The 25,839-nt window shown below is 74.0% G+C and carries 11 protein-coding genes and 2 pseudogenes; 9 read left to right on the top strand and 4 right to left on the bottom strand.

Going from position 1 to position 25,839, the window contains the following annotated elements; all coding sequences use genetic code 11:
• Positions 1-107: 107 nt before the first annotated feature.
• Positions 108-503: a hypothetical protein gene (locus IOD16_RS19200; RefSeq protein ID WP_201435510.1), complete on the bottom strand. Its 396-nt coding sequence runs from the start codon at positions 501-503 to the stop codon at positions 108-110.
• Positions 504-863: 360 nt separating this feature from the next.
• On the opposite strand from IOD16_RS19200, the gene IOD16_RS19195 reads away from it, so the two are divergent.
• Positions 864-1,487: a PadR family transcriptional regulator gene (locus tag IOD16_RS19195; protein ID WP_201435509.1), complete on the top strand. Its 624-nt coding sequence runs from the start codon at positions 864-866 to the stop codon at positions 1,485-1,487.
• A 144-nt stretch (positions 1,488-1,631) separates the two neighbouring features.
• Here IOD16_RS19195 and IOD16_RS19190 read toward each other — a convergent pair whose 3' ends face one another.
• Together IOD16_RS19190 and IOD16_RS19185 are read right to left on the bottom strand one after the other, a co-directional pair.
• Complete coding sequence (locus tag IOD16_RS19190) at positions 1,632-2,489, bottom strand: DUF4253 domain-containing protein (protein WP_201435508.1); 858 nt, start codon at positions 2,487-2,489, stop codon at positions 1,632-1,634.
• A 147-nt stretch (positions 2,490-2,636) separates the two neighbouring features.
• Positions 2,637-3,203 carry a dihydrofolate reductase family protein gene (locus IOD16_RS19185; protein ID WP_201435507.1) on the bottom strand — a complete coding sequence of 189 codons (567 nt, stop codon included), beginning with the start codon at positions 3,201-3,203 and terminating at the stop codon, positions 2,637-2,639.
• Between the two features lie 820 nt (positions 3,204-4,023).
• Between IOD16_RS19185 and IOD16_RS19180 the strand changes: the two genes are divergently transcribed.
• The 7 genes and pseudogenes from IOD16_RS19180 to IOD16_RS41520 all read left to right on the top strand — a co-directional run.
• A complete protein-coding gene (locus IOD16_RS19180; RefSeq protein WP_201435506.1) occupies positions 4,024-5,301 on the top strand; it encodes a hypothetical protein in 1,278 nt (425 codons plus the stop codon).
• Between the two features lie 109 nt (positions 5,302-5,410).
• Entirely contained in the window at positions 5,411-9,070 is a 3,660-nt protein-coding gene (locus IOD16_RS19175; RefSeq protein ID WP_442978126.1) for a type I polyketide synthase, read from the top strand.
• A gap of 98 nt (positions 9,071-9,168) precedes the next feature.
• A pseudogene (locus tag IOD16_RS19170) lies at positions 9,169-13,125 on the top strand (beta-ketoacyl synthase N-terminal-like domain-containing protein); the annotation flags it as partial.
• 134 nt (positions 13,126-13,259) lie between these two features.
• The gene (locus IOD16_RS19165) at positions 13,260-17,981 is read left to right on the top strand and encodes a type I polyketide synthase (protein ID WP_201435503.1); all 4,722 of its coding nucleotides are present in this window, start codon (positions 13,260-13,262) and stop codon (positions 17,979-17,981) included.
• A 31-nt stretch (positions 17,982-18,012) separates the two neighbouring features.
• Positions 18,013-19,386, top strand: coding sequence for an NAD(P)/FAD-dependent oxidoreductase (locus IOD16_RS19160; protein ID WP_201435502.1), 1,374 nt, complete (start codon positions 18,013-18,015; stop codon positions 19,384-19,386).
• 205 nt (positions 19,387-19,591) lie between these two features.
• Complete coding sequence (locus IOD16_RS19155; protein ID WP_201435501.1) at positions 19,592-21,703, top strand: M6 family metalloprotease domain-containing protein; 2,112 nt, start codon at positions 19,592-19,594, stop codon at positions 21,701-21,703.
• Positions 21,704-21,810: 107 nt separating this feature from the next.
• A pseudogene (locus IOD16_RS41520) lies at positions 21,811-22,152 on the top strand (cytochrome P450); the annotation flags it as partial.
• 110 nt (positions 22,153-22,262) lie between these two features.
• Here IOD16_RS41520 and IOD16_RS19150 read toward each other — a convergent pair.
• Entirely contained in the window at positions 22,263-24,509 is a 2,247-nt protein-coding gene (locus tag IOD16_RS19150; RefSeq protein WP_201435500.1) for a glycoside hydrolase family 97 protein, read from the bottom strand.
• Positions 24,510-25,085: 576 nt separating this feature from the next.
• On the opposite strand from IOD16_RS19150, the gene IOD16_RS19145 reads away from it, so the two are divergent.
• Positions 25,086-25,814, top strand: coding sequence for a hypothetical protein (locus IOD16_RS19145; protein ID WP_201435499.1), 729 nt, complete (start codon positions 25,086-25,088; stop codon positions 25,812-25,814).
• Positions 25,815-25,839: the final 25 nt, after the last annotated feature.

Below are 25,839 nucleotides of genomic sequence, written 5' to 3'. Positions count from 1 at the left end.
GGTTCCCCGGTCCGGCGCGCGAGGAGGCGCTGGACCGGGGGAACGTCGGGGTGCTCACCGGAGCGGGAGGTGGGTGCGGGGTCGTCCGCTCACCGCGGGCCCAGCCCTCAGCGGCGTCCGAGGCGCGCCAGGAAGCTCAGCACCTTGACCAGGACGACGAGGATCACGACGACCACGGCCAACCACTCCAGGACGTCGCCCAGGTCGGTGTCTTCGTCCGGGTCGGGCTGGAGCCCGCGAGGGCCGAACTCCTGTGCCATCTCCTCCCTGGTCGCGAATCGGCTGGTGCCGTTGAGGGTGACCACGACCTCGTCCACCTCTTCCGGGTAGGTGTGCCAGACGAGGCGGGCGATGTCGATGCCGTCGCCGGTGGCCGACGGGTCGGTGGCCGTGACGGTCACCGTGTCGTAGCCGCCGATCTCGGTGGTGTGGCCGACCCCGACGTCGGTGTAGCCCGCATCCACGACGCGGACCTCGAGCTTCTCCATCTCGGCGACCGACATGCACCCCGCAGCTGCGAAGAGGCAGAGCAGGACACCGAGCAGTCGTGGTAATCGCCTGCGGGCCGGATGACTCACGTGGCTCCTCCGAATCCATGCAGGGGCACGGCGATGAGCGGTCACGTCGCACCTGTGAGGCCGGCTGTGCGCTGTTCGGGAGATCGACGACGATCCCGGCCGGTGACGGACGTCCGGGCCCGGTGTGATCGTCGACGGGATCAGGCCGGATCGGCCCGGGGAAGGTGACTCGGAGGCGGGGACGGGTGGTGTCTGGGACATGGGACACCTCGCAGCGGGATACTCCGTTTCAGAGTATGTCTATACTCCGGAACGGAGTACTCGGCAAGGGTGTGGGAGGCAGGTTTGGCCGGTCGGACCAAGAAGCTCACCACGGTGTCCTACGGCATCCTCGGTCTGCTCGGACTGCGCCCGCACACGCCCTACGAGCTGGCGCGGCAGTTCAAGCGCAGCGGCACGTTCTGGGCCTCGGCCGAGAGCGTCGTCTACAACGAGCCCAAGGCGTTGGTGGCCCACGGCCTGGCCACGGCGGCAACCGAGGCGAACGGCGGGCGGCGCCGCACCCGTTACTCGATCACCCCGGCCGGGCGCCGGGAGCTGCGCCGCTGGCTGGCCGACCCCGCCGCCGAACCGCAGTTCCAGTTCGACGCGATGATGAAGGTCCTGTTCTCCGATCTCGGGGACAAGGACGACCTGCTCGGCGCGATCGAGGCGATGCGCGCCTGGGCCGAGCGGACCCAGACCGGCGCGGCCGTGATCACGCACGACTACACGACCGGCGCCGAGCCCTACCCCGACCGGGCGCACATCGTCGGCCTGACCCAGGCCTACCGGGTCGGGCTGGCGCAGATGACCCGGCAGTGGGCGGACTGGGCCGAACAGCAGGTCCGGGACTGGCCCGACACCCGCACCGGCCCGGACCCCACCGAGCTGCTGACTCGACTGGGCGCGGGCCGGCCACCCTGGTAGCGCGGTGACCGGCGAACCCCGACCGGGGGCCTGACCCGCGTGGCCGACGTCCCCGGACACCCCGGCCCGCGCCTGCCGGGCGACCGGTGATCCGGGTCGGGCGATCCCGCTGTCAGCGAAGGCGGCCCGCGGTCACGGTGGCCGTCAGTCCCACCAGAACGTCCACGAGTGGTCGTCCACCAGGCGGTCGGCGTACGCGGCGAGCGTGTGGGGGGCCTGGCCCTGCCAGACGTTGTCCGGGCAGAAGGCGAAGTGCTCGGCGGCGATGGCCAACGCGCTCTCGCGGGTGCGGGGAGGTGCGGCGACGCTCAGCACGAGCGTGGCGAACCCGACGCCGACGACCCTCGCGCCGAACCGCTCCTCCCAGCTGCGCAGCACCGCGGAGACCTCGGCGGTGTCGCCGACGTGGTTCATCGGGCCGGTCCACCCGGCCACGGTCACCGCGTCCGCGCCGCGCTCCGCCGCGACCAGGCCGAGGCGGAGTGACGGGTGACCCGCCAGGAGGTGCTCCGCGAGGCCGTCGACGATGCGGTCCGGGTCCGCGCCGACCGGCGGTGCGGACGCCAACCCCGGCCAGGTGCGCCCGAACGGTGCGGTGACGGCCGCGCGTTCGGCCGGTGTCAGCGCGTCCTCGGCGGCCTCGCCGGTGTTCCAGGTCCACCAGTGCGCCAGCAACGCGTCCGGGTCGTGCTCGCCCGGCGAGGACATGTCACCGGGCAGCACCTCGCCGTTGCCCCACGGCCGGTACTCCTCGTCCTCGTCGTCCAGGGAGTCCAGCAGCAACGGCCACAGCCCGGACCGAGCGTGCTCGGCGCGCAACCGCGGCCACAGCCCGGCCGGCGCCGGCCCGTCGCCGAGCCAGAACGCGGGCCGCTCGCCGCCCTCCTCCTCCGGGACGACCGGGCGGCCCGGCGGCAGCGGAACCGACAGCGACCGACCGGCGTCGGCCGCGTCGACGAACAGCGCCCGCAGATCGGCGGGCAGGGGCGGTTCGGAGATCATGACGGGATCGTAGGCCCAGAGATCGACAACCGCGCCTGTGCCGACCGGTCCCGCCGCAACGGCTCGTCCACGACGCCCGAGCAGCCGAAGGCGCGGACGTTCCCGGGCGGGGGAGTGGGGTGGAGAGCTTCCGGGCGGGAACAGGCGCTAGTCGCGGATGGTCTTGTAGCGCAGGAGGACCACACCCGACCCGAAGGTGCGGTTCTCCACCAGTTCCACCTTCAGCCACGCGTCGAGCGACGGGAAGAACGGGGTGCCGCCGCCGATCAGGACCGGTGTGACGAGCACGTGGAACTCGTCCACGAGGCCGGCTCGGACCAGGGGCGCGGCGAGGGTGGCGCCGCCCACCTCCATGAGGCCGTCGGTCTCGGCCTTGAGCTTCCTGGCGGCCTCCACCACGTCACCTCGTTCGAGCCTGGAGTTCCACTCGACCGAGTCCAGGGTCCGGGAGAAGACGACCTTCGGCATCGCGAGCCACCGCCGGGCGTACTCGGCCTCCACCGGGGGCACGTCGGGCGCCTGGCCGGCGGTCGGCCAGTGGGCCGACATCAGCTCGTACAGCCTGCGCCCGTACAGCGACAGCGCGACCTGCCCGGTGCGGTCGTTCCAGTACTGGTGCAGCTCGTCGTCCGGCGTGCCCCACCCGAGGTCGCCGTTCGCGTCGACGGTGTAACCGTCCAGCGAGACGTTCATGCCGTAGGTCAGCGTTCCCATGGCGGCACACCCTGCCGGAACGCCGGAGGATCTTCGCGCCGCCACGCCGGCTCGGTCCACCCCGGGCAACGCACGCCGGCGGATCGACGGCCCTGTCGACGTTGTGCCGTCCGCATGAGCGCGCGTGCGTTCGGACGGGACGAGTTGCGGCGTAGGACGCCGGCAGGTCCGCCCGCTCGACCTCGGACCCGGGGACGAGCTCCAGCTCGGTCAGCGTCCGGCGGTCGACGAGGTGGTGCGCGGGATCCGGGTGGCGACGACCGTGGGCGGCAGGGCCTGGACGGGGCATGGACCTCGTCACTCCTCGTCGGGAAGACCGGTTCGTCGCAGGCACGGTGGGGCGATCAGGGGTCCGTGGTCACCTCGGAGCCCCTGACCCGCGACCGAGCATGAGCGCGGCGATCAATCCCGGCAAGCGGAACGGGGTGGTCGCCGACCTCTTGCACCCGTGCAGGTGACCGTGCGCCGGGCCGGGTGAGGCCGAGCACCGGGTGCGGGTCGAGGAAGACGCGGTGGGCCGACCGGGCCGGCGTGGGCAATTACCGGGACGAAATGCCGCGGCGCGACTCGGAAGACCGCGAACAGGTCGGAGTCGGGTCGCGGAGACCGACGTCCCGGTTCATCGGGAATGCGCAGTGGTGTGCGTTGCGCGCGGATCTTCCTGGCGGCCGGGAACGGACCATCCGGGTGAGCGCGGCGTGGTGCGTTCGGCGGTTTCTCGGCCTGTCATGCGTGGTGGCCGGAGGTATTCGCATTCAGGTGGATTGATCGGGGCACCGTGGTAACGTTTTTTCTCGAGGGTCGACCACGATATAGGGGGTTGCTCGTGCTTGCGCCGGGGGACAGCGGGTTGGCCTATTTCCTCGACCGGTTGAATTGGTCACCGGAACGACTCGCGCGGGAAATAAACCGGTTGTGCGGCGCGGGCACGGTGAGCGCGAAGGCGCCCTACCACTGGCTCAAGGGCGCCTATCCCCGCCGGGGGGTGCCGGAGGCCGTCGCGGAGGTGCTGTCGCAGCACCTCGACGAGCCGGTGGACCTCGGGCGGATCTGGCCGCGCGCGGCGGGGGAGGAACGACGGGCCAGCGCGCTGCTGCGGGACTCGCACACGTCGGCGCAGCTCGTGCAGCAGGTCTCGGAGACCAACGCGGACGACGCCACGCTGGCCCAGCTCGCCCGGGAGCTCGACAACATCGTCGGGTACTACTCGCACGTGCCGTCCGCGTCGCTCGTCGAACGGGTCGCGCTGCTGCGCGACCGCGTGGCGCAGCTGCTGCGGGGCAACCAGAAACCGGTGCAGCGGCGGGAGCTGCTGTCGCTGGGCGCGAAGCTGTGCACGATGCTCGCCTGGATGTCCGACGACCTGGGCGACAGCGGCGCGGCCTACCTCCAGGCGTCGGCGGCGTGGGACCTGGCCGACCTCGCCGACGACAACGAGGCGCGGCGCTGGGCGCGGGTGGCGCAGGCCAAGCAGGCGTACTGGCTGGGGCACTTCGCGGAGTCGGCGCAGCACGCCGTGGACGGCGCGTCGTGGCCCGCGCCGGACGGCCTGGACGTGCTGCTGCGGTTGGGCGCGGCCCGGGCGTGGGCGGCGTCGGGCATGGCGGACGAGGCGCGCCGCGCGCTGAAGGACTGGGCGGACCGGAGCGACGAGGGCAGTGCGCCCGGCGGCGGCCTGTTCAGCTTCCGCCACGACCGGCAGTCCTACCTGGCGGGGCACACGCTGCTGAGCCTCGACGAGCCCGCGTGGGCGTTGCGCGAGCTGGGCCGTTCGCTGGAGTGGGTCGAGCGGCTCCCGGCGACCCAGCGGTTCCAGGCCGTCGAGGTGCTGATCCGCATCGACGTCCTGCGCGCCCAGCTGCGGCTCAAGGACGTCGAGGCGATGACGGACGTGGTGTCGCCGCTGTTCGAGCTGGAGCCCCACCAGATGGTCAACATGGTGGTGGTGTCGCTGCGCCAGGCGGCCGCGGAGCTGCGGCGGCGCCAGGTGAAGCACCGCCGGCTGCGCGACCTGGCGCGCCGCCTCGACGACCTCGGGGCCACCGCCGCGCCCGACCGGTGGGATTCGGTGCCCGCCCTCCTCCCGCGCACCGGGTGAGTTGACCGAGCTGACCCCGTCCTGACCAAGTTGACCTCCCGGTTCCGGGTCCACCGGGTTTGACTGGCTGGCGAAGCCGCCCGACGAGGGACCAGGAGTCGCCATGCCCGTGCCGGGGGAACGCGCGCTGCTGCGGGCCGTCCACCGCGAGATCCGCGCGGTGCTGGGCGCGGACGTGCGCGCCCACGACCGTTCGACGTGGCGGGACCTGGGCACGCGCACCGCCGACGCGAACCGGCTGCGGGACCGGCTCACCGCGGCGCTGGGCGTGGACCTGCCGTCCACGTTCGTGTTCGACCACCCCACGCCGCAGGACCTGGTCCGCGCGGTCCTCGGCCGGGCCGAGCCCGCCGCGCGCCCCCCGGCGGGCGAGCCGATCGCGGTGATCGGCATGGCGTGCCGCTTCCCGCTCGGCATCACCACACCCGAAGGGCTGTGGGAGATGGTGGACGGCGGTGTGGACGCCATCGGCGACGTGCCCACCGACCGCGGCTGGGACCTGGACCAGCTGCTGGACCCGACACCGGGCCTCGCGGGTCGCAGCGCCACCGGGAAGGGCGCGTTCCTCACCGGCGCGGCGGACTTCGACGCCGAGTTCTTCGGCATCTCGCCGCGCGAGGCCCGCGCGATGCACCCGCAGCAGCGGTTGCTGCTGGAGACCTCCTGGGAGGCCGTCGAGGACGCCGGGATCGACCCGGCGTCGTTGCGCGGCGAGCAGGTGGGAGTGTTCGTGGGCGCGATGAACGTGGACTACGGGCCCCGGATGCACCAGGCGCCCGCCGACGTGCAGGGCGCGGTCCTCACCGGCACGACGTTGAGCGTGGCGTCCGGCCGCATCTCCTACGTGTTCGGCTTCGAGGGGCCGGCGCTGACCATCGACACGGGCTGCTCGGCGTCCTCGGTGTCGATCCACCAGGCGTGCCGGTCGCTGCGCTCCGGCGAGAGCACCCTCGCGCTCGCGGGCGGCGTCAGCGTGCTGACCACGCCGGGCCTCTACACCGAGTTCACCAAGCAGGGCGGCCTCGCGCCGGACGGCCGCGCCAAGTCCTTCTCCGCCGACGCCGACGGCACGAGCTGGGGCGAAGCGGTCGGTGTGCTGGCGCTGGCCCGCCTGGACGACGCGCTGCGCCTGGGCTACCCGGTGCACGCCGTCATCCGCGGCTCGGCGGTCAACCACGACGGCTCCAGCAACGGGCTCACCGCACCCAACGGCACGGCGCAGCAACGCGTGATCCGCCAGGCCCTCGCCGACGCCGGGCTGGCGCCCGCCGACGTGGACGTGGTCGAGGCGCACGGCACCGGCACGCGGCTCGGCGACCCGATCGAGGCCAACGCGGTGATCGCGGTCTACGGCCGGGACCGCGACACGCCGCTGTGGCTGGGGTCGTTGAAGTCCAACATCGGGCACACGCAGATCTCCTCGGGTGTCGGGGGCGTGCTGAAGGTCGTGATGGCGATGCGGCACGGCGTGCTGCCGCGCACCCTGCACGCGGAGCGGCCGACGACCCGGGTGGACTGGTCGGCGGGCGACGTGCGGCTGCTGCGCGAGCCGGTGCCGTGGCCGCGTGGCCGGCGACCGAGGCGGGCGGGGGTGTCGTCGTTCGGGATCAGCGGCACGAACACGCACATCGTGCTGGAGGAACCGCCGCTGCCCGCGCCCGTCGCCCGGACGGCGGTGGGCGTGGCGCCGTGCGTGCTGAGCGCGAAGACCGCGCAGGCGTTGCGGGCACAGGCCGAGCGGCTGCACGCGCACGTGACCGCGCACCCCGCGCTCGCCGTCGAGGAGATCGGCGCGGCGATGGCGGCGAAGGCGCGGTTCGAGCACCGGGCGGTCGTGCTCGCCGGGGACCGGGACGAGCTGCTCGCCGGGCTGGACGCGGTCGCGCGGGACGTCACCGCGCCGAACGTCGTGCGGGCCGCGGCACGCCCGGTGGACGGCGTCGTCGTCGTGCGGCGCGGGGGAGGGGACGTCACCGGGTTCGCCGACGACCTGCCGGTGCTGGTGCTGGACCCGGCGGAGGCCGCCGCGCGGGCGGACGCGCTCGTCGCGGACGGCTACGAGCTGTTCGTGGGCGATGTCGCGGGTCTGCGCGTCGAGGGCGCGGTGGTCGTGGAGAGCGGGCCGCGGGAGTTGTCGGCACGCGCGGAGGCGCACGGCGCGGTGGTGGACTGGTCGGGCGCGTTCGGCGGCGCCCGCCCGGCGCCGGTGCCGACCTACCCGTTCCAGCGCAAGCGGTTCTGGCTCGACGCGCCCGCCGACGAGGGCTTCGCGCCCAACCGCCCGGCGGAGCTGCTGGAGGTCGCCTGGACACCGGTCGCGGACCCGGGCGGCCAGGGCGCGTTCACCGCGCTGACCGCCCCGGACGGCGACCCGCGCACGGCCGTGGCGGTGGTGCTGGCGCGGCTGCGGGACACCGCCGGGCCGCTGGTCGTGCACCTCCCCGGCGACGGTGTCGCCCATGCCGCCGTGGCGGGCCTGGTGCGGTCCGCGCAGGCCGAGCAGCCGGGCCGGATCGTGCTCCTGCACGGCGACCCGGACTTCGCGGCGGCGGCGCGCTCCGGTGAGCCGGAGGTGCGCGTGGTGGGCGGACGCGTGTCCGCTGCCCGGCTGGCACCGGCCGCGCCGACCACCCGCCCACCTCTCAGCCTGGGCGAGGCGGTGCTGGTCACGGGTGCGACGGGCGCGTTGGGCGCACAGGTCGCCCGGCACCTGGTGCGCCGCCACGGTGTGCGCGACCTGGTGCTCACCAGCAGGCGCGGTCCGGCCGCGGCCGGCGCGGCCGAGCTGGTGGCGGACCTGCGCGCGGCGGGCGCGGCGGTGCGGCTCGTGGCGTGCGACCTGGCGGACCGGGCGGCCGTCGCGGACCTGCTGCGCCACCCGGTGGACGCCGTCGTGCACGCCGCCGGGGTGTTCGCCGACGCGCCACTGACCGAGTGGGACGACGCGCGGCTGGCGGCGGTGTTCGAGCCGAAGGTGACGGCCGCGCTGCACCTGCACGACCTGGCCCGCGACGCGGTATTCGTCGCGTTCTCCTCGATCAGCGCCGTGACCGGCGGCGTCGGCCTGGGCGCGTACTCGGCGGCGAACGCGGCGCTGGACGGCCTGGTGCGCGACCGCCTCGCGGCGGGGCTGCCCGCGGTGTCGCTGGGCTGGGGGCCGTGGGCGGAGGCGCGGGGCATGCTGCGGCACTTCGACGACGCCGACCACCGGCGGCTCGCCCGCATCGGCCTGGTGCCCCTGACGACGCGGCAGGCGCTGGCGCTGCTGGACGAGGCGCTGGAGCGCGGCGGGGGAGTGGTCGTGCCCGCCGTGTTCGACCGGGCGTCACTGCGCGCGGAGATCCCGCCGCCGCTGTTGCGCGGCCTGGCGCCGGGAGAGAGCGCCCCGGTGCGCGAGTCCGCTGTGGACATGCTCGACCCGGTGGCCCGGCGGGCGTGGGTCGACGGGCTCGTGCGCGGTGAGGCGGCGGCGATCCTCGGCCACGGCGACCCGGCGGCGGTGGACGGCGCCCGGCCGTTCCTCACCCTGGGCTTCGACTCGGTGACCACGGTCGAGCTGGTGACCCGGCTGTCCCGGGCCACGGGCGTCACGCTGCCCGTCACGGCCCTGTTCAGCCACCCCACCGCGCGCGAGCTGGCCGACCACCTCGCCGACGCCCTCGCGCCACCGGCGCCGCCACCCGGGCCCGCCGCGCCCGACGAGCCCTCGATCGACGACCTGGACGTGGACGAGCTGATCGCCCTGGCCATGAGCGGGGGCGCGCGGTGACCGCACGGGACCCCGCGCTCGTCGAGGCGCTGCGCAAGTCGTTGAAGGACAACCAGGTGCTCCGCCGGGAGAACGAGGCCCTGCGCGACCGGCGCCACGAGCCGATCGCGATCATCGGCCTGGCCTGCCGGTTCCCCGGCGGCGTGCGGACGCCCGAGGACCTGTGGCGGCTCGCGGTCGACGGCGTGGACGCGGTCGGTGCTCTCCCGGCCGACCGCGGCTGGCCCGACCCGCACGGGCCGACGCCGGGCACGCTGTCCGCGCGGGAGGGCGGGTTCCTCGCCGACGCGGCCGACTTCGACGCCGCGTTCTTCGGCATCTCGCCGCGCGAGGCCACCGCGATGGACCCCCAGCAGCGGTTGCTGCTGGAGACCGCGTGGGAAGCCCTCGAACGCGCCGGGATCAGCCTCGACGCGGCCCGCGCGGCGCGCACGGGTGTGTTCGTCGGCGTCCTGGACCCCGACTACGGACCGCCGCTGGACGCCATCCCCGACGAGCTGTCCGGCTACGCGCTGACCGGCGGGTTCACCGGCCTCGCCTCCGGTCGGATCTCCTACCACCTCGGCCTCACCGGCCCCGCCGTCACCGTCGGCACGGCCTGCTCCACCGCCCTGGTGGGGATGCACCTCGCGGCGGCGTCGCTGCGGGCCGGCGAGTGCGACGTGGCGTTGGCGGGCGCCGCGACCGTGATGGCCACGCCCGGCCTCATGGCGGAGTTCGACCGACAGGGCGGACTGGCCCCGGACGGCCGGTGCAAGGCGTTCGCCGAAGGCGCGGACGGCACTTCCCTGGGCGAGGGCGTGGGCGTCGTGGCCTTGGCGCGGCTCTCGGTGGCGCGTGAGCGCGGCTACCCGGTGCTGGCCGTCCTGCGCGGCTCCGCGGTCAACCAGGACGGCCCCAGCAACGGCCTCACCGCGCCCAGCGGACGCGCGCAGGAACAGGTGCTGCGCGCCGCGCTGGCCTCGGCCGGCCTGGCCCCCGACGACGTCGACGCCGTCGAGGCGCACGGCACCGGGACGCGGCTCGGCGACCCCGTCGAGGCGCAGGCGATCGCGGCGGTGTTCGGCGGGCGGCGCGAACCGCTGTGGCTCGGGTCGGTCAAGTCCAACATCGGCCACGCCCAGGCGGCGGCCGGTGTCGCCGGTGTGATCAAGGCGGTGCACGCGCTGCGCGCCGGGGTGCTGCCCGCGACCCTGCACGTGGGAGAGCCCTCGCCGCACGTGGACTGGCGGGGCGTGCGGCTGCCGCGCGAGCTGACGCCGTGGCCCGCGGTGGACCGGCCGCGGCGGATGGGCGTGTCGGCGTTCGGGATCAGCGGCACCAACGCGCACGTGGTCCTGGAGCAGCCGCCCGCGGCGGCAGCCTCGTCACCGGCCGCCGGGGCGCTGCCGTTCGTGCTGTCCGCGCGGGACGCCGAAGGGCTCGCCGACCGGGCGCGGGAGCTGCGGGCGCACCTGGTGGCGCACCCCGAGGCGGCGCTGGGCGACGTGGCGTTCACGCTCGCGGTGGGTCGGTCGGCGTTGGAGCGCCGGGCGGTGGTTGTCGCCGGGGACCGGGAAGCGCTGCTGGCCGGCCTGGCGCGGTGCGCGGCGGGCGAGGTCCGGGTCGGCGGCCCCGACGCGGCGGCCGAGGCGTTCCTGCGGGGCGAGGACGTGGACTGGACCGGCCTGTTCGGCGGCGCGCGACGGGTGGACCTGCCGACGTACCCGTTCCGGCGGGCGCGGTACTGGTGGCGGACACCCGCCGCGGCGGTTCCCGTGATCGGGGTCGAGGCGCCCGCCGCACCCGCCGCACCCGCCGCACCCGCCGCCGAGACGGTCGACGCGCTCGTGCGGGCAGTCCTCGCCGACATCCTCGGCCACGCCCCGGCCGCGCTGGACGAGGACGCGTCGTTCGACCACCTCGGGCTCACCTCGGTCGGCGCGCTCGACCTGCGCGCCCGGCTCACCGCCGCCACGGGCCTCGCCCTGCCCGCCACCCTCGCGTTCGACCACCCCACGCCCCGCGCGCTCGCGGACCACCTCCGCGGCTCGGCGGCGGCGCCGGTCGACACCCCGGACGCGGCGAAGGAGCACGAGGACGACCCCGTGGTGATCGTCGGCATGGCGTGCCGCTTCCCCGGCGACGTGGCGACGCCCGACGACCTGTGGGACCTGCTGCGGTCCCGGCGGGACGCCGTCGGCGACCTGCCCGACGACCGGGGCTGGGACGTGGCGGCGCTCTACCACCCCGAACCCGGCAACCCCGGCACCACCTACGCCCGGCACGGCGGGTTCCTGCGCGACGCGGCCGGTTTCGACCCGACCTTCTTCGGGATCTCCCCGCACGAGGCGCTGGCCATGGACCCGCAGCAGCGGTTGCTGCTGGAGACGTCGTGGGAAGCGCTGGAGCACGCGGGCGTGGACCCGACGTCGTTGCGCGGCAGCGACACGGGCGTGTTCGTCGGCATCGCCGTGCAGGACTACGGGACGGCGCTGAGCGCGGTCCCGGCGGACCTGCACGGACACCTGATGACCGGCATGGCGGCGAGCGTCGCGTCCGGGCGCGTCTCCTACGCGCTCGGGTTGCGCGGCCCCGCGCTGACCGTGGACACGGCGTGCTCCTCGTCGTTGGTCTCCCTGCACCTGGCGGCGCAGTCCCTGCGGGCGGGCGAGTGCTCCCTGGCGCTGGCGGGCGGGGCGACGGTGCTCGGCACCGCCGGCCCGCTGATCGAGTTCAGCGCGGTGCGCGGGCTGTCGCCGGACGGCCGGTCCAAGGCCTACTCGGACAGTGCCGACGGCGTCGGGTGGGGTGAGGGCGCGGGTGTCGTCGTGCTCGAACGCCTCTCCGCCGCGCGCCGCCGCGGTCACCCGGTGCTCGCGGTGCTGCGCTCCAGCGCCGTCAACCAGGACGGCGCCAGCAACGGGCTCACCGCGCCCAGCTCCGAGGCGCAGCGCCGCCTCCTCCTCGACGCCCTGGACCGGGCCGGGCTCACCCCCGACGACGTGGACGCCGTCGAGGGCCACGGCACCGGCACCACCCTCGGCGACCCGATCGAGGCACGCGCGCTCGTCTCCGTCTACGGGGCCCGGCGCGCACCGCTGTGGCTGGGTTCGCTCAAGTCCAACATCGGGCACACCCAGGCCGCCGCCGGCGTCGGCGGCGTGATCAAGGCGGTGCTGGCGCTGCGCGCCGGGGTGCTGCCGGCGACCCTGCACGTGGACGCGCCCTCCTCGCACGTCGAGTGGGGCGGCGTCCGGGTGCTCGACGCCGAGCGGCCGTGGCCCGAGGTGGACCGGCCGCGGCGGATGGGCGTGTCGGCGTTCGGGATGAGCGGGACGAACGCCCACGTGATCCTGGAACAGGCGCCCGGCACGACGGAGCCGCCGGCCGCCGGCGGACCCGCGCTGTGCGTGCTGTCCGGCCGGACCGAGCAGGCGTTGCGGGACCAGGCCGTGCGGTTGGCCGACCACCTGGGCCGGCATCCCGACCTGGCGCTCGCCGACGTGGCCGCGACCCTGGCGCACGGGCGCGCGTCGTTCGCGCACCGGGCGGCCGTGGTCGCGGAGGACCTGCGGGAGCTGGTCGACGGGCTGCGCGCGGTGGCGAAGGGCGAGCCGCCCCGGCCGGGGCGTGACGCCCGGCTGGAGGCGCAGGCGCGCCGGTACGTGCGCGGCGAGGCCGTCGACCGGTCGGCGTCGCCGCCGGCGACTGGTCGGGCGCGGGTCGCGCTGCCCACGTACCCGTTCCAGCGCAAGCGGTTCTGGGCCGGTGACCAGACCGCGCGCCCCGTCCCGGCACCCCCCGTCCCTGCACCCGCCGTCCCGGCACTCGCCGTCGCGCCGCCGGTCGTGGTCGAGCCGGTCCCGGAACCGGACGACGCGGAGCTGGCCGAGCGCGTGCGGGACGAGGTCGCGGCGGTGCTCGGGTTCGACGCCGACGACGTGGACCCCGACGTCGGCTTCTTCGAGCTGGGCCTGGACTCCGTCATGGCGCTCAAGCTCCGCACCCGCCTCGAAGTCGTCACCGGGCGGACCCTGTCCACCACCACCCTCTTCACCTACCCGACCGTGACCGGGCTCGCCGCGAAGCTCGCCGCCGACGCGCCGGCCGCGCCGGTCGCGCCCACCACCACTCAGGACGACCTGGTCGCCCAGCTCGCGCGGGAGATCGAGCTGGCCGGACGGGTCCGCAGGGACAGGGGAGCGCGATGACCGCGCAGATCGACGACCAGCAGTCCGTGCTGCGCCAGGCGCTGACCGAGATCCGCGAGCTGCGCACGGCCCTGGCCGACCAGCGCGCCACCGAGCCGATCGCCGTGGTCGGCATGGCGTGCCGGTTCCCCGGCGGCAACGACCTCGACCAGTTCTGGGGTCTGCTGCGCGAGGGTGGCGACGCGGTGACCCGGATCCCGGAGGGCCGCTGGAACGTCGCCGACTACCACAGCCCCGGCGTGGAGAGCCCCGGCAAGTCCGACACGGACCAGGGCGCGTTCCTCGACGACGTCGAGCACTTCGACGCGGGCTTCTTCGGCGTCTCACCGCGCGAGGCCGCCGAGATGGACCCGCAGCAGCGGCTGCTGCTGGAGGTCGGCTGGGAGGCGCTGGAACACGCGGGCCAGGCACCCGACCGGCTGGTCGGCTCCCGCACGGGCGTCTTCGTCGGCGTGTCGGCGTTCGACTACGTGATGGCGATGATGCAGCGCCTGCCGCCGGCGGAGATGGACACCTACTGGCTGACGAGCAACGCCTCCACGTTCGCCGCCGGTCGCCTGGCCTACCTGCTCGGCCTGGAAGGGCCGGCCATGTCGGTGGACACCGCGTGCTCGTCGTCGCTGGTCGCGGTGCACCTCGCGGTGCAGAGCCTCAACGCGGGCGACTGCGACATGGCGTTGGCGGGCGGCGTCAACGTGATGCTGTCGCCGGAGTGGTTCGTGGTGCTGTCGAAGGCGAAGATGCTCTCGCCGGACGGCCGCTGCAAGACCTTCGACAAGTCCGCCAACGGGTACGTGCGCGGCGAGGGCGCGGGCGTGGTGGTGCTCAAGCGCCTGTCCGACGCCATCGCCGCCCGTGACCGCGTGCTGGGCGTGATCAGAGGCACCGCCGTCAACCAGGACGGTCGCAGCAGCGGCCTCACCGTGCCCAACGGCCGCGCGCAGCAGGACCTGATCCGGCACGCCCTCGACGTGGCCGGCCTCGACCCCGCGCGGATCGGCTACGTCGAGGCGCACGGCACCGGCACGTCCCTGGGCGACCCGATCGAGATCGCCGCGCTCGGCGAGGTCCTGGGGCGTGACCGCGCCGAGCCGTTCGCGGTGGGCTCGGTGAAGACCAACATCGGGCACCTCGAACCGGCCGCCGGCATCGCCGGGCTGATCAAGACGCTGCTGGTGCTGCGGCACGGCGAGATCCCGCCGCTGGTGCACCTGACCGAGCTGAACCCCGAGATCCCGGCGACGGGCGCGCTGACGTTCCCCACCTCGCCCCTGCCGTGGCCGCGCGGCGAGTTGCCCCGGGTGGCCGCGATCAACTCGTTCGGCGCGTCCGGCACCAACGCCCACCTCGTGCTGGAGGAGGCGCCGGACACGCCCGCGGAGGACGTGGCGGACCGGCCCCAGCACGTCGTGACGCTGTCGGCCAAGAGCGAGGAGGCGTTGACCGCGCTCGCGACCGACTACCTGGGCGTGACCGGCTCGCTGCCCGACATCGCGTTCACCGCCAACGTCGGCCGCGCCCGCTTCCCGCACCGGCTCGCGGTGCGCGCCGACTCGCTGGACTCGTTGCGCGCCAAACTCTCCGCGCACCTCGCCGGCACCCGTGACGACGACGTGGCGACGGGCGTGGCGCGCAAGGGCAAGGCGCCGAAGGTGGCGTTCCTGTTCACCGGCCAGGGCGCGCAGTACGCGGGCATGGGCCGGGAGCTGCACCGGTCGCAGCCGACGTTCCGGGCCGCCTTCGCCGAGGTCGCCGAGGTCGCGGACCGCCACTTGGACCGGCCGCTGCGGTCGGTGCTGTTCCCCGACGACGGCGTGGACCGGCTGTCCGACACCGCCTACGCGCAGCCCGCCCTGTTCGCGCTGGAGTACGCGCTGGCCCGGCTGTGGCTGTCGTGGGGCGTGCGGCCGGCGGCGATGCTCGGGCACAGCCTCGGCGAGTACGTCGCGCTGACCGTGGCGGGCGTGCTGACGCCGGCCGACGCGATGGGCCTGGTCGTGCGGCGGGCGGCGTTGATGGCGACGCTGCCGACCGGTGGCGCGATGGCGAGCGTCCTCGCGTCGCGCGACCGCGTGCTCGCCGCGATCGGCGCGGACCCGGTGGCCGTGGCCGCGGTCAACGGCCCGGAGAGCGCCGTCGTGTCCGGACCGGCCGACGCGGTGGCGGCCGTGCTGGCCAGGCTGGCCGCCGACGCCGTCCCCGCGACCCCGCTGGCCGTGTCGCACGCGTTCCACTCCGCCCTGATGGACCCGGTCCTCGACGAGTTCGAGGCCACCGCCGCGACCGTCCGCTTCGGCCGCCCGCGGGTGCCGGTCGTCTCCAACCTGACCGGCGAGCCGGTGCGCGAGGTCGACGGCCGCTACCTGCGCGACCACCTCCGGTCGACGGTGCTGTTCGGCGACGGCGTCCGCGCGCTCACCGACGCCGGTTGCGCGGTGCTGCTGGAGATCGGTCCGTCGGCGACGTTGCTCAACATGGCGAAGCCGGTCGCGCCGGACTCGGTGCGCCTGCCCTCGCTGCGCAAGGGGCACGACGAGTGGACCACGCTGCTGCGCGGTGTCGCCGCGCTGCACGTGCGGGGCGTGGACGTGGACTGGTCGGCGTTCGACGCCGACTACCCGCGCCGCAAGACCGACCTGCCGACCTACCCGTTCCAGCGCGTCCGCCACTGGTTCAAGGCCGAGGCCCGACCGGTCGCGGCGGTCGGGGAACCACCCGCCGCGCCCGCCGCTGCCGCACCCGCCACCGCCGCGCCCGCGGTGAAGCCGGGCGGCTCGGACACCGTGCTGGGGCAGCGCATCCCGTCACCGCTGCCGGCCGCGCAGTACCGGGCCGAGCTGACCGTGGACGCCCACCCCTGCCTCGCCGAGTGCGTGATGGACGGCCTCCTGGTCGTCAACGCCGGCTTCTACCTCGACGCGGCGCTGCGCGCGGCCCGCGAGCTGTCCGGCGCGGACGCCGTGCGCGTCACCGACCTGGCGATCGTCCGCGCCCTGCTGGTGCCCGAGGACCGCGTCACGACCCAGCTCGTCGCCGAACCGCTCGACGACGACACCCACTCGTTCACCGTCTACAGCCAGGCCGGAGAGGACTGGCCCCTGCACGCCACCGGCGCCTTCACCCCGCACGACGCCCCACCCGCCACGCTCGGCGAACGCGAGCTCGCCGCCATCCGCGCCCGCTGCGGCACGGACGTCAGCGGCACCGCCTTCTACCGGTCCCTCTGGGTGCGCAAGCACTACTTCGGCCCGTCCGCCCGGTGGATCGAGCGCATCGCCCGCCGCGACGGCGAGGCGCTGGCCTGGCTGCGCGCCCCCGACGGCGACGAGGCCCGCCCCTACCTGCTGCACCCCGGCCTCGTCGACTCGTGCCTGCAGGCCGTGATGCCCGCGGTCCCCGGCGACGTGTCGGTGATCCTCGTCGGCGTCGACGAGTTCACCTTCCACGGCTACGCCGGCGGCCCGCTCCTGGCGCACGTCGTGCTGCACGACGGCAGGTCCGACACCCTGCGCGCCGACGTGGCGGTGCACGACGAGGCCGGTCGGCGCGTGGTGGCGTTCACCGGGGTGCGGCTGCGCAAGGTCGCCCGGGAGGACCTGGTGCGGATCGCCGCCGCCCCCGCGCGGCGGGAGGTCCGCCGCCCGGCCGCCCCGGTGCGGACCACCGCGTCCCGCGACCCGGAGTCGGTGCGCGCGCTCGTCCTGGACCGGCTGGCCGACGTCATCGGCGGCCGCGCGGGCGCGATCGACCCGCACGAGCCGTTGCAGGACCTGGGTGTGGACTCGCTGATGGCGGTGGAGCTCCAGGCCGCGCTGTCCCGGTCGCTGGGCGCGGCGCTGCCCGCGGCGGCGTTCCTGGACAGCCCCACCGCCGGCGAGCTCCAGACCCGCGTCCTCGCCGCGCTCGCCGGCGGCACGCGGCGCGTCGGCCCGGTCGTCGCCCGCACCCGCCACGAGCCGGAGGAGCGCGTCGGACCCGGCGGCATGCACGTCGTGGAGCTGGGCGAAGGACCGCGCGTGGTGTTCGTGCACGGCGGCGCTTACGGCGGCGTGGAGGCGTGGCAGACGCAGCTGGAGCTGGCCGACCGGTGGCGGCTCGTCGTGCCGTCCCGGCTCAACTACGGGCTCAGCCCCACCACCGACCGCGAGGACTTCGCCGTGGACGGCGAGCTGATCGCCGAACTCCTGGGCGACGGCGCGCACGTCGTCGCCCAGTCCTACGGCACGCTCGGGGCGCTCGTCGCCGCCGCCCGCCGCCCGGGTGCGGTGCGGTCCCTGACCCTCGTGGAGAGCGCCGCCTCGGGCATCGCGACCGGCTCGCCCGAGGTGGACGAGTACCACCAGCGGCTCGCGAAGCTGGTGGACGTCGGCGCCGGTGACGCCGAGAGCGACTTCCGGGAGCTGTTCGCCCTCGTCGAGCCCACCGCGAGCCACCCGGACCCGCTGCCCGACCACCTGCTGGCGTTCGCCCGGCGCATCCGGACCGGTGTCCGCTGGCCGTGGGACGACACCGACCTGCCCTTGGACGCCGTGCGGGCCGCCGGTGTGCCGACCCTGGTCGTGACCGGTGGTCGCCGACCGGTGTTCGAGCGCATCGGCGACGTGCTCGCCGACCGGCTCGCCGCGCGCCGCCTCGTCGTCGACGGCGGGCACAACACCCAGAACACCGGAACGCCTTTCAACGAGGCCCTGGTCGCGTTCCTCACGACCCGGAGCTGACGGTCCCTCGACCACGACATTCGGAGGAGCCATGCGCGAAACGACCCAGGTGCTCGTGATCGGCGGTGGGCCCGCCGGATCCACCGCCGCCGCGCTGCTCGCCCGCGAGGGGTTCACCGTGACCCTGCTGGAGCGGGACACGTTCCCCCGCTACCACATCGGCGAGTCGATCCTGCCGTCCATCCTGCCGGTCCTCGACCTCCTCGGGGTGCGGGGCGAGGTCGAGGCGCACGGCTTCCGCCGCAAGGGCGGCGCGTGGCTGGAGTGGGGCGAGGAGAAGTGGGAGCTGGCGTTCGACCAGCTCCCGCACACCCCCTACAGCTGGCAGGTGGTGCGCTCGGAGTTCGACGACATCCTGCTGCGCAACGCGCGGGCGCACGGCGTCGAGGTGCACGAGAACACCACCGTGCGCGAGGTCGTGTTCGACGGCGACCGGGCCGTGGCGGCCGTGTGGTCCAAGGCGGGCGAGACCGGTCGCATCGCCTTCGACCACGTCGTCGACGCCTCCGGGCGCGCGGGCGTCCTCGCCCGCCGGCTCGGCACCCGCCAGTACCACGACGTGTTCCGCAACATCGCCACCTGGGGCTACTGGCGCGGGGCCAAGGACATCCCGCACGGCCCCGACGGCGCCATCGCGGTCTGCTCGGTGCGCGACGGCTGGCTGTGGGGCATCCCGCTGCACGACGGGACGATCAGCATCGGCCTGGTGACGTCCAAGGAGCGCTTCGCCGAGGACCGCGAGCGCCTCGGCGGCATCGAGAAGGTCTACCGGGAAGGGCTCGGCGGGTCGGCGATGCTCAGCGACGTGGTCGCGGACGCGGAGCTCGTCTCGGAGCCGAAGGTCGAGACCGACTACTCCTACGTGGCGGAGTCGTTCCATGGCCCGGGGTACCTGCTGGCCGGCGACGCGGCCTGCTTCCTCGACCCGCTGCTGTCCACGGGCGTGCACCTGGCGACGTTCAGCGGGCTGTTGAGCGCGGCCACCATCGCGTCGGTCCTGCGCGGCGAAGTGGACGAGGAGCGCGCGCGCAACTTCTACCAGACGGCCTACCGCGGGGCCTACGAACGGCTCCTGGTCCTGGTGTCGGTGTTCTACGACGCGTACAAGGGCAAGGACGAGCACTTCTTCAAGGCGCAGAAGCTGACGCTGCGCGAGCGCGAAGGGCTGAACCTCAACGAGTCGTTCCTCCACATCGTCGCCGGCATCGAGGACCTGGAGGACGCGACCGACGGCGAGGAGGACGCCTTCGACAAGGTGACGCGGCTGATGCGCGGCGGCGAGTCCGGCCCGATGATCCGCCAGCAGCGGGCGTTCGAGATCGCCAACGACACCCCGGACACCGCCGTGGACGGCCTGTACCTGGTGACGAGCCCCCGGCTCGGCCTGCACGACCTGCGAGCCTGACCCCCCTCGACCGCGACCGGCCCACCCGACCGGGGCCGGTCGCGACGGGGTCGGGCCGACCGCACGCCCGGCGAGGACGGGTGCGGTGCGACCGGCCTCCGCGGTCGGCCGCCGGCCCGGACATCCGTCAACTGACAACGGGTCCGCGCGAGCGTGCCGCGCGACCGCCGGTGGATAGCGTGTGCGGATCTACCACGGAGGTGGCATGGACCACACACGTGTCCGTCGCGGGCGTCGACGCCCTGTCCTGCTGATCGCCGCGCTGTTCTCGGTCGCCGCGCTCACCGCCGGCAACTCCAGCGTCGTCGCCGCACCGCTCGACGAGCCCCCGCACCACTGGCAGCACGACCACTGGCCGCAGCGGCAACCCTGGCAGCAGACCCGCGACTCCGCCCGCGTGGCGGCGCAAGCGGGGTTCCCCGGTCCCGTCGACCCGCAGAACTGGGTCAACCCGGACCACATGACGTGGGAGCAGGACTACCGCGAGGTGCCCGGGACCAACTGGGCCGACCCGTCGGTCAAGGGGTCGGTGCGCACCTTCAAGGGCGCGCTGGTCCTGCTGGACTACCCGAACCAGCCGTTCGTCGTGACCCGACCGAAGCAGTCGACCGTGTTCGGCAACCCCAGCGCGGAGGCCAGTGGCGTCCCGCGCGACCAGGTCGGCCAGTTCTACCAGGACTTCCTCAACAAGCCGAACGGGCTCAACCGCGGCCACACCGTGCACGAGTACTGGATGGAGGACTCCGGCGGCCGCTACGGCGTCGACCTGAAGGCGTTCGGCCCGTACACGATGCCGGGCAAGGACCACGAGTACGCCATGGAGTTCCAGGCGGGCGGCGGCTGTCCCGCGGGCGACACGTGCGACCGCAACATCCGCACCGACGGCAACGCCGCCTGGGTGGCCGACGTCGGCCCGGAGGTCCCGAAGGGGTACGACTTCGTCTACTTCCTGTCCGCGGGCCAGGACGAGTCCGGGACGTGGCAGGAGTTCGGGATGATGAAGTTCCCGACCAAGGAGGACGTGACCGACGCGTTCGGCCCGCCCGACGACGCCCTGCCGAACTGGTCGCGCACCCGGTACGTCGACTGGACGTCGTGGGCCGCGGGCTCCAGCATCTGGCCCAACGCGGGCGGCGGGTCGTCCACGCAGGCGGAGAGCTCCGGGCAGGGCGTGTACGCCCACGAGCTGAGCCACCTGCTCGGCATCGGCGACAACTACAACAACCCGTACGGCAACCCGCCGCGCCGCGCCTACACCGGCATCTGGGACATGCTGTCGCGCGGGTCGTTCAACGGTCCCGGCGGCCCGCACTCCCGCTGGGTCATCCCGGCCACCGCGGGCGGTTCGATGGGCGCGCAGCACGTGCTCCGCAACAAGATCAAGCTCGGCATCGTCGACGAGCGCAACGTCCTGCGCCTGTCCAGGGAAGCGCTGGCCGGGTCCGGGGTGGTCGTCGCGGAGGTGACCGCCCGCACCGTCCAACCGGGCCCGAACGGCTTGTCGGGGGTGAACATCGCCCTCGGCACGGGTGACCTGTCGCCCGCTTGTGACATCCGGACCGACCCGTTCTGCGACGGCGGCGGGTACCAGAACTACACGGTCGAGGTGGTGGACCGGATGGGCGCGGACTCGTTCACGCCGGACGCGGGCGTGCTGGTGGCCAAGACCAAGAACGAGGACCTCGCGCCGTTCGCGTGGGTGGTCGACGCCAACCCGCAGGACATCGGCATGACCGACTACGTCCTGCCGGACGGGACCGAGGTGCCCATCACGGTCGGCGACTACCGGCAGCTGTCGGACGCCCTGTTCCACGCCGGCGTGAACTCGGGCAGCGAGTACGAGTACGTCGACCCGGCCAACCGGCTGCACTTCTACGTGCTGGACGTGAAGCGGGACCGCCAGGGCGTGCTGTCCTACCGGGTCGCCGTCCGCTCGCTGGACGGCGCCGGCCCGCAGCAGCGGGGAGCGCGGGTGCTGCCGACCGCCGGCCGCACCGGCTCGGACGGCGTGGCGACGTGCCGGTTCCCGCTGGTCAACACCGGCCGTGCCGCCGCGCCGGCCGGGCAGCACCCGGAGCCCGTGGACCGGTACCTCGACGGCGACGTGTACCGGGTGTCGGCGAAGGCGGAGGGACGCGGCTGGTCCGTCGAGGTGCCCAACGCGCTCGCGACGGCGGGCTTCGGCGACCTGGTGGAGGTGCCGGTGCACGCCAAGCGTGACGGCGGCCCGCTGGTGTCGAAGGTGACCCTCACCGCCAGGTCGGAGAGCGACCCGACCAAGTCCTCGACCGCTTCCTGCACCGTGGTCGGGAAGTAGCCGCAGCTCCCGGTGAGGACGCCGGCGCGATCCGGGTGATCGCGCCGGCGTCCTCGTTCCGGCCGCCCTCGCGGAGCGGCGGCGGGAACGCGTCGGTCACGTCGGGAATGCGGCGGATCGCATCACCACCGCGCCGAACCGGTCCGTTTCGACCGACCGGGGCGCAACGGCACCGACGGCGCCGCCGGTCGTGCTTGCGGTGGATCTTCACCCTGCTCGACCGGCACCCCCGCGAACGCGAACGCGAACGCGAACGCGACCGCGTCCTGGCGGCCGGGCCGCTGGGGCCGCCCGCCCGCACCGCCGCCCTGCGCGCGCTGGTCGACGAAGCGCTCCGGTTCTACCCGGTGGCGCGGTTGTTGCGCCGCGACGCGTTGAGCGACGACGTCCTGTGCGGTTACCGCGTCGACGCCGGCACCGCCGTGATGATGAGCCCCTACCTGACCCGGCGCGACCCGGCGCCTCCTTCCCCTTCGGCAGCACCGCGTGCCGGAACCGGTGTTCGGCCTGACCATCCACCCCGACGACGCCCTGCCCGCGACCCTCACGGCCGCGAGCGTCACGTGACGGTGAACGTCTGGCGGTCGCTGCCGTCGTACGGCCGCTGCTCCAGCTGGGCGCCCTGCGTCGCGGGCATGGTCAGGTACAGGCCGCTGAAGCGGTTGGCCAGCCGGTGGCGGCCGTTGCCCGCCTCTTCGAGCAGCCACTCGTCGTTGGTGTTGGCGCCCGGCTCGTAGGAGTACTGGATCACCTTGGCGCCCGCGTCGCGCGACGCGCCCTGCACGACGACGTCCTTGCCGCTGTTCTGGTTCACGACGCGGACGTAGCCGTCCCCCAAGGGGGACAGGGTGAAGCGCTGGTTCGTGCCGCCGTTGCCCGTCCAGCCGATCACCGGCACGTCGTCGGCCACGCCCGCGTCGTACACGTCCACCACGAACCCGGTGCCGGTGTTGGCGAGCACCCGCGCACCGGTCGGCGCGGTGGCGGCACGGGTGAGCTTCACGACGTGACCGCCGTTGGCGACCGACGCCACGCTCAACGCCTCGCCCGCCTGGACGACCCTGCTGGTGCGCACCAGGCCGGCCGGGCCGTCGGTGGTGATCTCCGCGTGCCACGTGCCCGAGCCGAGGAACGCGGTGGAGTACGAGATCGTGCCCGCCGTGCCCTTGCGCAGCGCGCCGACGAACCACCGGTCACCGTCGCGACGCGCCACGACCGCACCCGTGGCCGGATCGCCGGCCACGAACCGCGTCTCGTCCCACGTGGTCGGCAGCAGCCGCATCCACCGCTGCGCCTCGGGCCGCGCCTGGTAGTCCGACACCCGACCGCCCGGCAGCATGATGCCGCTCTCGTACAGCACGCCCAGCGCGAGCTCGGCGGCGTCGCTGTTCGGGTTGCCCTGCTGGAAGCTCATCGGCGAGTAGTCCGCCGGCCCCAGCGCGCCGCGGGTGAACGGGATCGCCGCCACGTGGTCGGTAGTGCGCCCGCCGGGGTACTCCTCGCCGCGCACGTCCTCCGTGGTCAGCACGTGCGGCCACGTCCGGTGCACGCCGACCGGCAGCCGCGAGCCGTGCAGGTCCACCATCAGCCGGTAGCGCGCGGTGCTCGCCAACGCCGCGTCGTACCACTGGTGGCGGGCCCGCGTCTCGGAGTCCATGAAGTCCATCTTCACGCCCGCCACGCCCCACCCGGTGATGCGGGTGAACTCGGCGTCCCGCTCGGCTTCGGTGTCCAGGTCCGTCCAGTGGTACCAGAGCATGATGCGCACGCCTCGCGCCCGTGCGTGCTCGACCAGCTCGGGCATCCACGTGACGCCCTTCCACCCGTCGTCCACCAGCAGGTAGGGCCACCCCTGCGCGGAGGCGTAGTCCGCCCACTGCTTGAGCTTGGGCAGGTTGCGCTGCGTGTCGTGGAAGCCGTCCAGCCACGGCCACGCCGCCACGCCCGGCCGGACCCACGACGTGTCGGCCACCTTCGACGGGGGCGCCACGTCGTCCACCAGCGTGGACTCCACGACCGTCGCCGTCGTGCCGATCGCGGCCGTCCGCCACGCCGTAGCGAACGCGCCCGTGCGCGCCACCTGCGCGTCGGCCAGCTTCACCGCGAACCGCCCGGTGCCGCGCGCGTGCGTGAACCGCCCGCCGGAGTAGCCACCGTCCACACCGGACTCCGCGAGCAACACCCGGGAACCGTTGGGGTTCTGCGCGAACACGCTCATGTCGTACTCGCCGTCCCCGGCGGCGGCCGCGGTCGTGGTGACGAAGTTGCTCTCGTGGTTCACGCCGAACGGCGCCAGCGACACCACCGCGTCGCCGGGCACCTCGAACGACGTGGCCTCCCGCAGCACGGTCGCGCTGCCGGGCAGCTCGTAGCGCAACGCTACCCCGTCCCGCGCGGTGCGCACCACGACCGTGAGCCGGTCGGCGCCCTTGGCGAACACCAACCGGGTCTCGGTGGCCGTCCGCGCGCGGGTCTTCGACTTCCCGGCGACCACGGAGTAACTGTAGGACACGGGGGTGTCGGTGCGTCCGACGAACGTCAACCCGGAGGTCAGGTCGGCCGCCGCGGTGACCAACCCGACCGGTGCGGGCAGCAGCGCGGCCCGGCACTCCCACGTGGCGCCCAGCGTGAGACTGCCCGCGGCGTCCAGCGCCACGGTGGCCCGCACCCCGTCGCACCCGCCGGCGCTCGCGCCCGGCTGGACCGACGTCCAACTCCCGGGCGCGGCCCGCGCGACCCCGACCAGGCTCACGACCACGGACAACGCGAGGGCGCCCGCACCGAGCGCCCGGAGCTTTCCCGACATGGCGACACCGTCCTTGCTGCGGAGGGTGGCGGCCCGTCACGCACGGTACAGCGAGCCGGTCGGATCCGTACAGGGTGCGAAGCGCGACCCGCACCGGGAACAATGCGTCACCCGCGCGGGTGGGTATTTACTCTGTTGGTGGTAGTGTCGATTGACCAGCTTATTGTACGGGGTCCGCCGGACCGGGTAGTGCGGATCGCCGAACCACGGTGGACAACCCGTTTCGCCCATTGCTGAGCGCCTCGCACCCGCACTAACGTGGCATTGTGTCGCTGCGCGGTATTCCGGGGGTAGGGGAATTTCGATGGTTGCCTGCTGTGCCTCCGAAGTGTGCCTGAGCAGCGACAACGCGTGCTGCTCAGGGCTGCCGAGATGTTCTTGGTCAACTATGGGGGTTTGCGGTAGATGGATTTCGATGTTGTGTTCGGCATCGACTCGGCGAGTTTTTCCGACGGTGTCGGACAGCTCAAGAAAAAGCACGGCTCCTTGTTCGAGGGTGATTACCACGATGATCACGCGAGCGGGACGTGGAAAGTCGGCGACCCGCCGCCGAAATTCGAGTTCCAGTCACCTTCGGTGGACAAGTGGCAGGGGTCGATCGGCCCGGACGGCAAGCACCCGACCGGCGACCCGCCCACCGGCAACGTCCTCACCCTGTCGATACCCAGCCTCGAACTGGCGATCACGATCGACGGGAGCCCGCTGCCGACGGTGTCGCCCGCGGTCGAGTTCTACGGGCGGCTCGCCCTCGCCGACGGCACCGCGTCGCTCACGCCACTGGCCGTCTGGGCGGACCAGTCGAAGCTCACCGGGCCCGAGAAGTCGATCATCGACCGGCTGATCCTGCCCCAGGTCTTCCTCCGACTCGGCGCCGTGCTGAGCGGGCACGCCATCGCGCCCCAGACCGTCGACGTCATCGGGACCAAGGTCAAGTTCACCGCCACCGACGCCCTGATCACCGCGACGCACCTGGTCGTCGTAGCCAAGGCCGACACCCGCACCGCACAGGCGGTGCCGAAGACCTGGCCGACCCAGCCGGTGTTCGTCCTCGTGAGCCGCGCCTTCGCCGAGCACGTCGCCCAGACCACGGCGGACGCGCACAAGAACACGGTCGTGTACAACAAGTCCGACTCGGGCGGCGGGGCCTCCTTCTCTGCCAAGGCGGTCCTCAACAGCATCGACAAGATCCGGATCGACCAGTCCGACGCGACCTCGTGGTCGGCCTCCCTCGCCGTCTCGTTCGACGCCTCGGCCTCGGTGCTCGGCAACAAGTGCGCCCTCAAGAAGTCCAGCGACAGCATCTGACCCGGCAACCACCAGGACGGTGAGC

This window comes from Saccharothrix sp. 6-C (assembly GCF_016695385.1).
Lineage (GTDB): Bacteria > Actinomycetota > Actinomycetes > Mycobacteriales > Pseudonocardiaceae > Actinosynnema > Actinosynnema texasense.
The sequence above is the reverse complement of the archived record's forward strand: the minus strand, read 5'-3'. Positions and strand labels throughout refer to the sequence as shown.

Bases quoted from the DNA above. Each gene is read 5' to 3' on its own strand.
- IOD16_RS19165 (WP_201435503.1), top strand. From the start codon at position 13,260: ATGACCGCGCAGATCGACGACCAGCAGTCCGTGCTGCGCCAGGCGCTG.
- IOD16_RS19155 (WP_201435501.1), top strand. From the start codon at position 19,592: ATGGACCACACACGTGTCCGTCGCGGGCGTCGACGCCCTGTCCTGCTG.
- IOD16_RS19185 (WP_201435507.1), bottom strand. From the start codon at position 3,203: ATGGGAACGCTGACCTACGGCATGAACGTCTCGCTGGACGGTTACACC.
- IOD16_RS19160 (WP_201435502.1), top strand. From the start codon at position 18,013: ATGCGCGAAACGACCCAGGTGCTCGTGATCGGCGGTGGGCCCGCCGGA.
- IOD16_RS19150 (WP_201435500.1), bottom strand. From the start codon at position 24,509: ATGTCGGGAAAGCTCCGGGCGCTCGGTGCGGGCGCCCTCGCGTTGTCC.
- IOD16_RS19200 (WP_201435510.1), bottom strand. From the start codon at position 503: ATGTCGGTCGCCGAGATGGAGAAGCTCGAGGTCCGCGTCGTGGATGCG.
- IOD16_RS19190 (WP_201435508.1), bottom strand. From the start codon at position 2,489: ATGATCTCCGAACCGCCCCTGCCCGCCGATCTGCGGGCGCTGTTCGTC.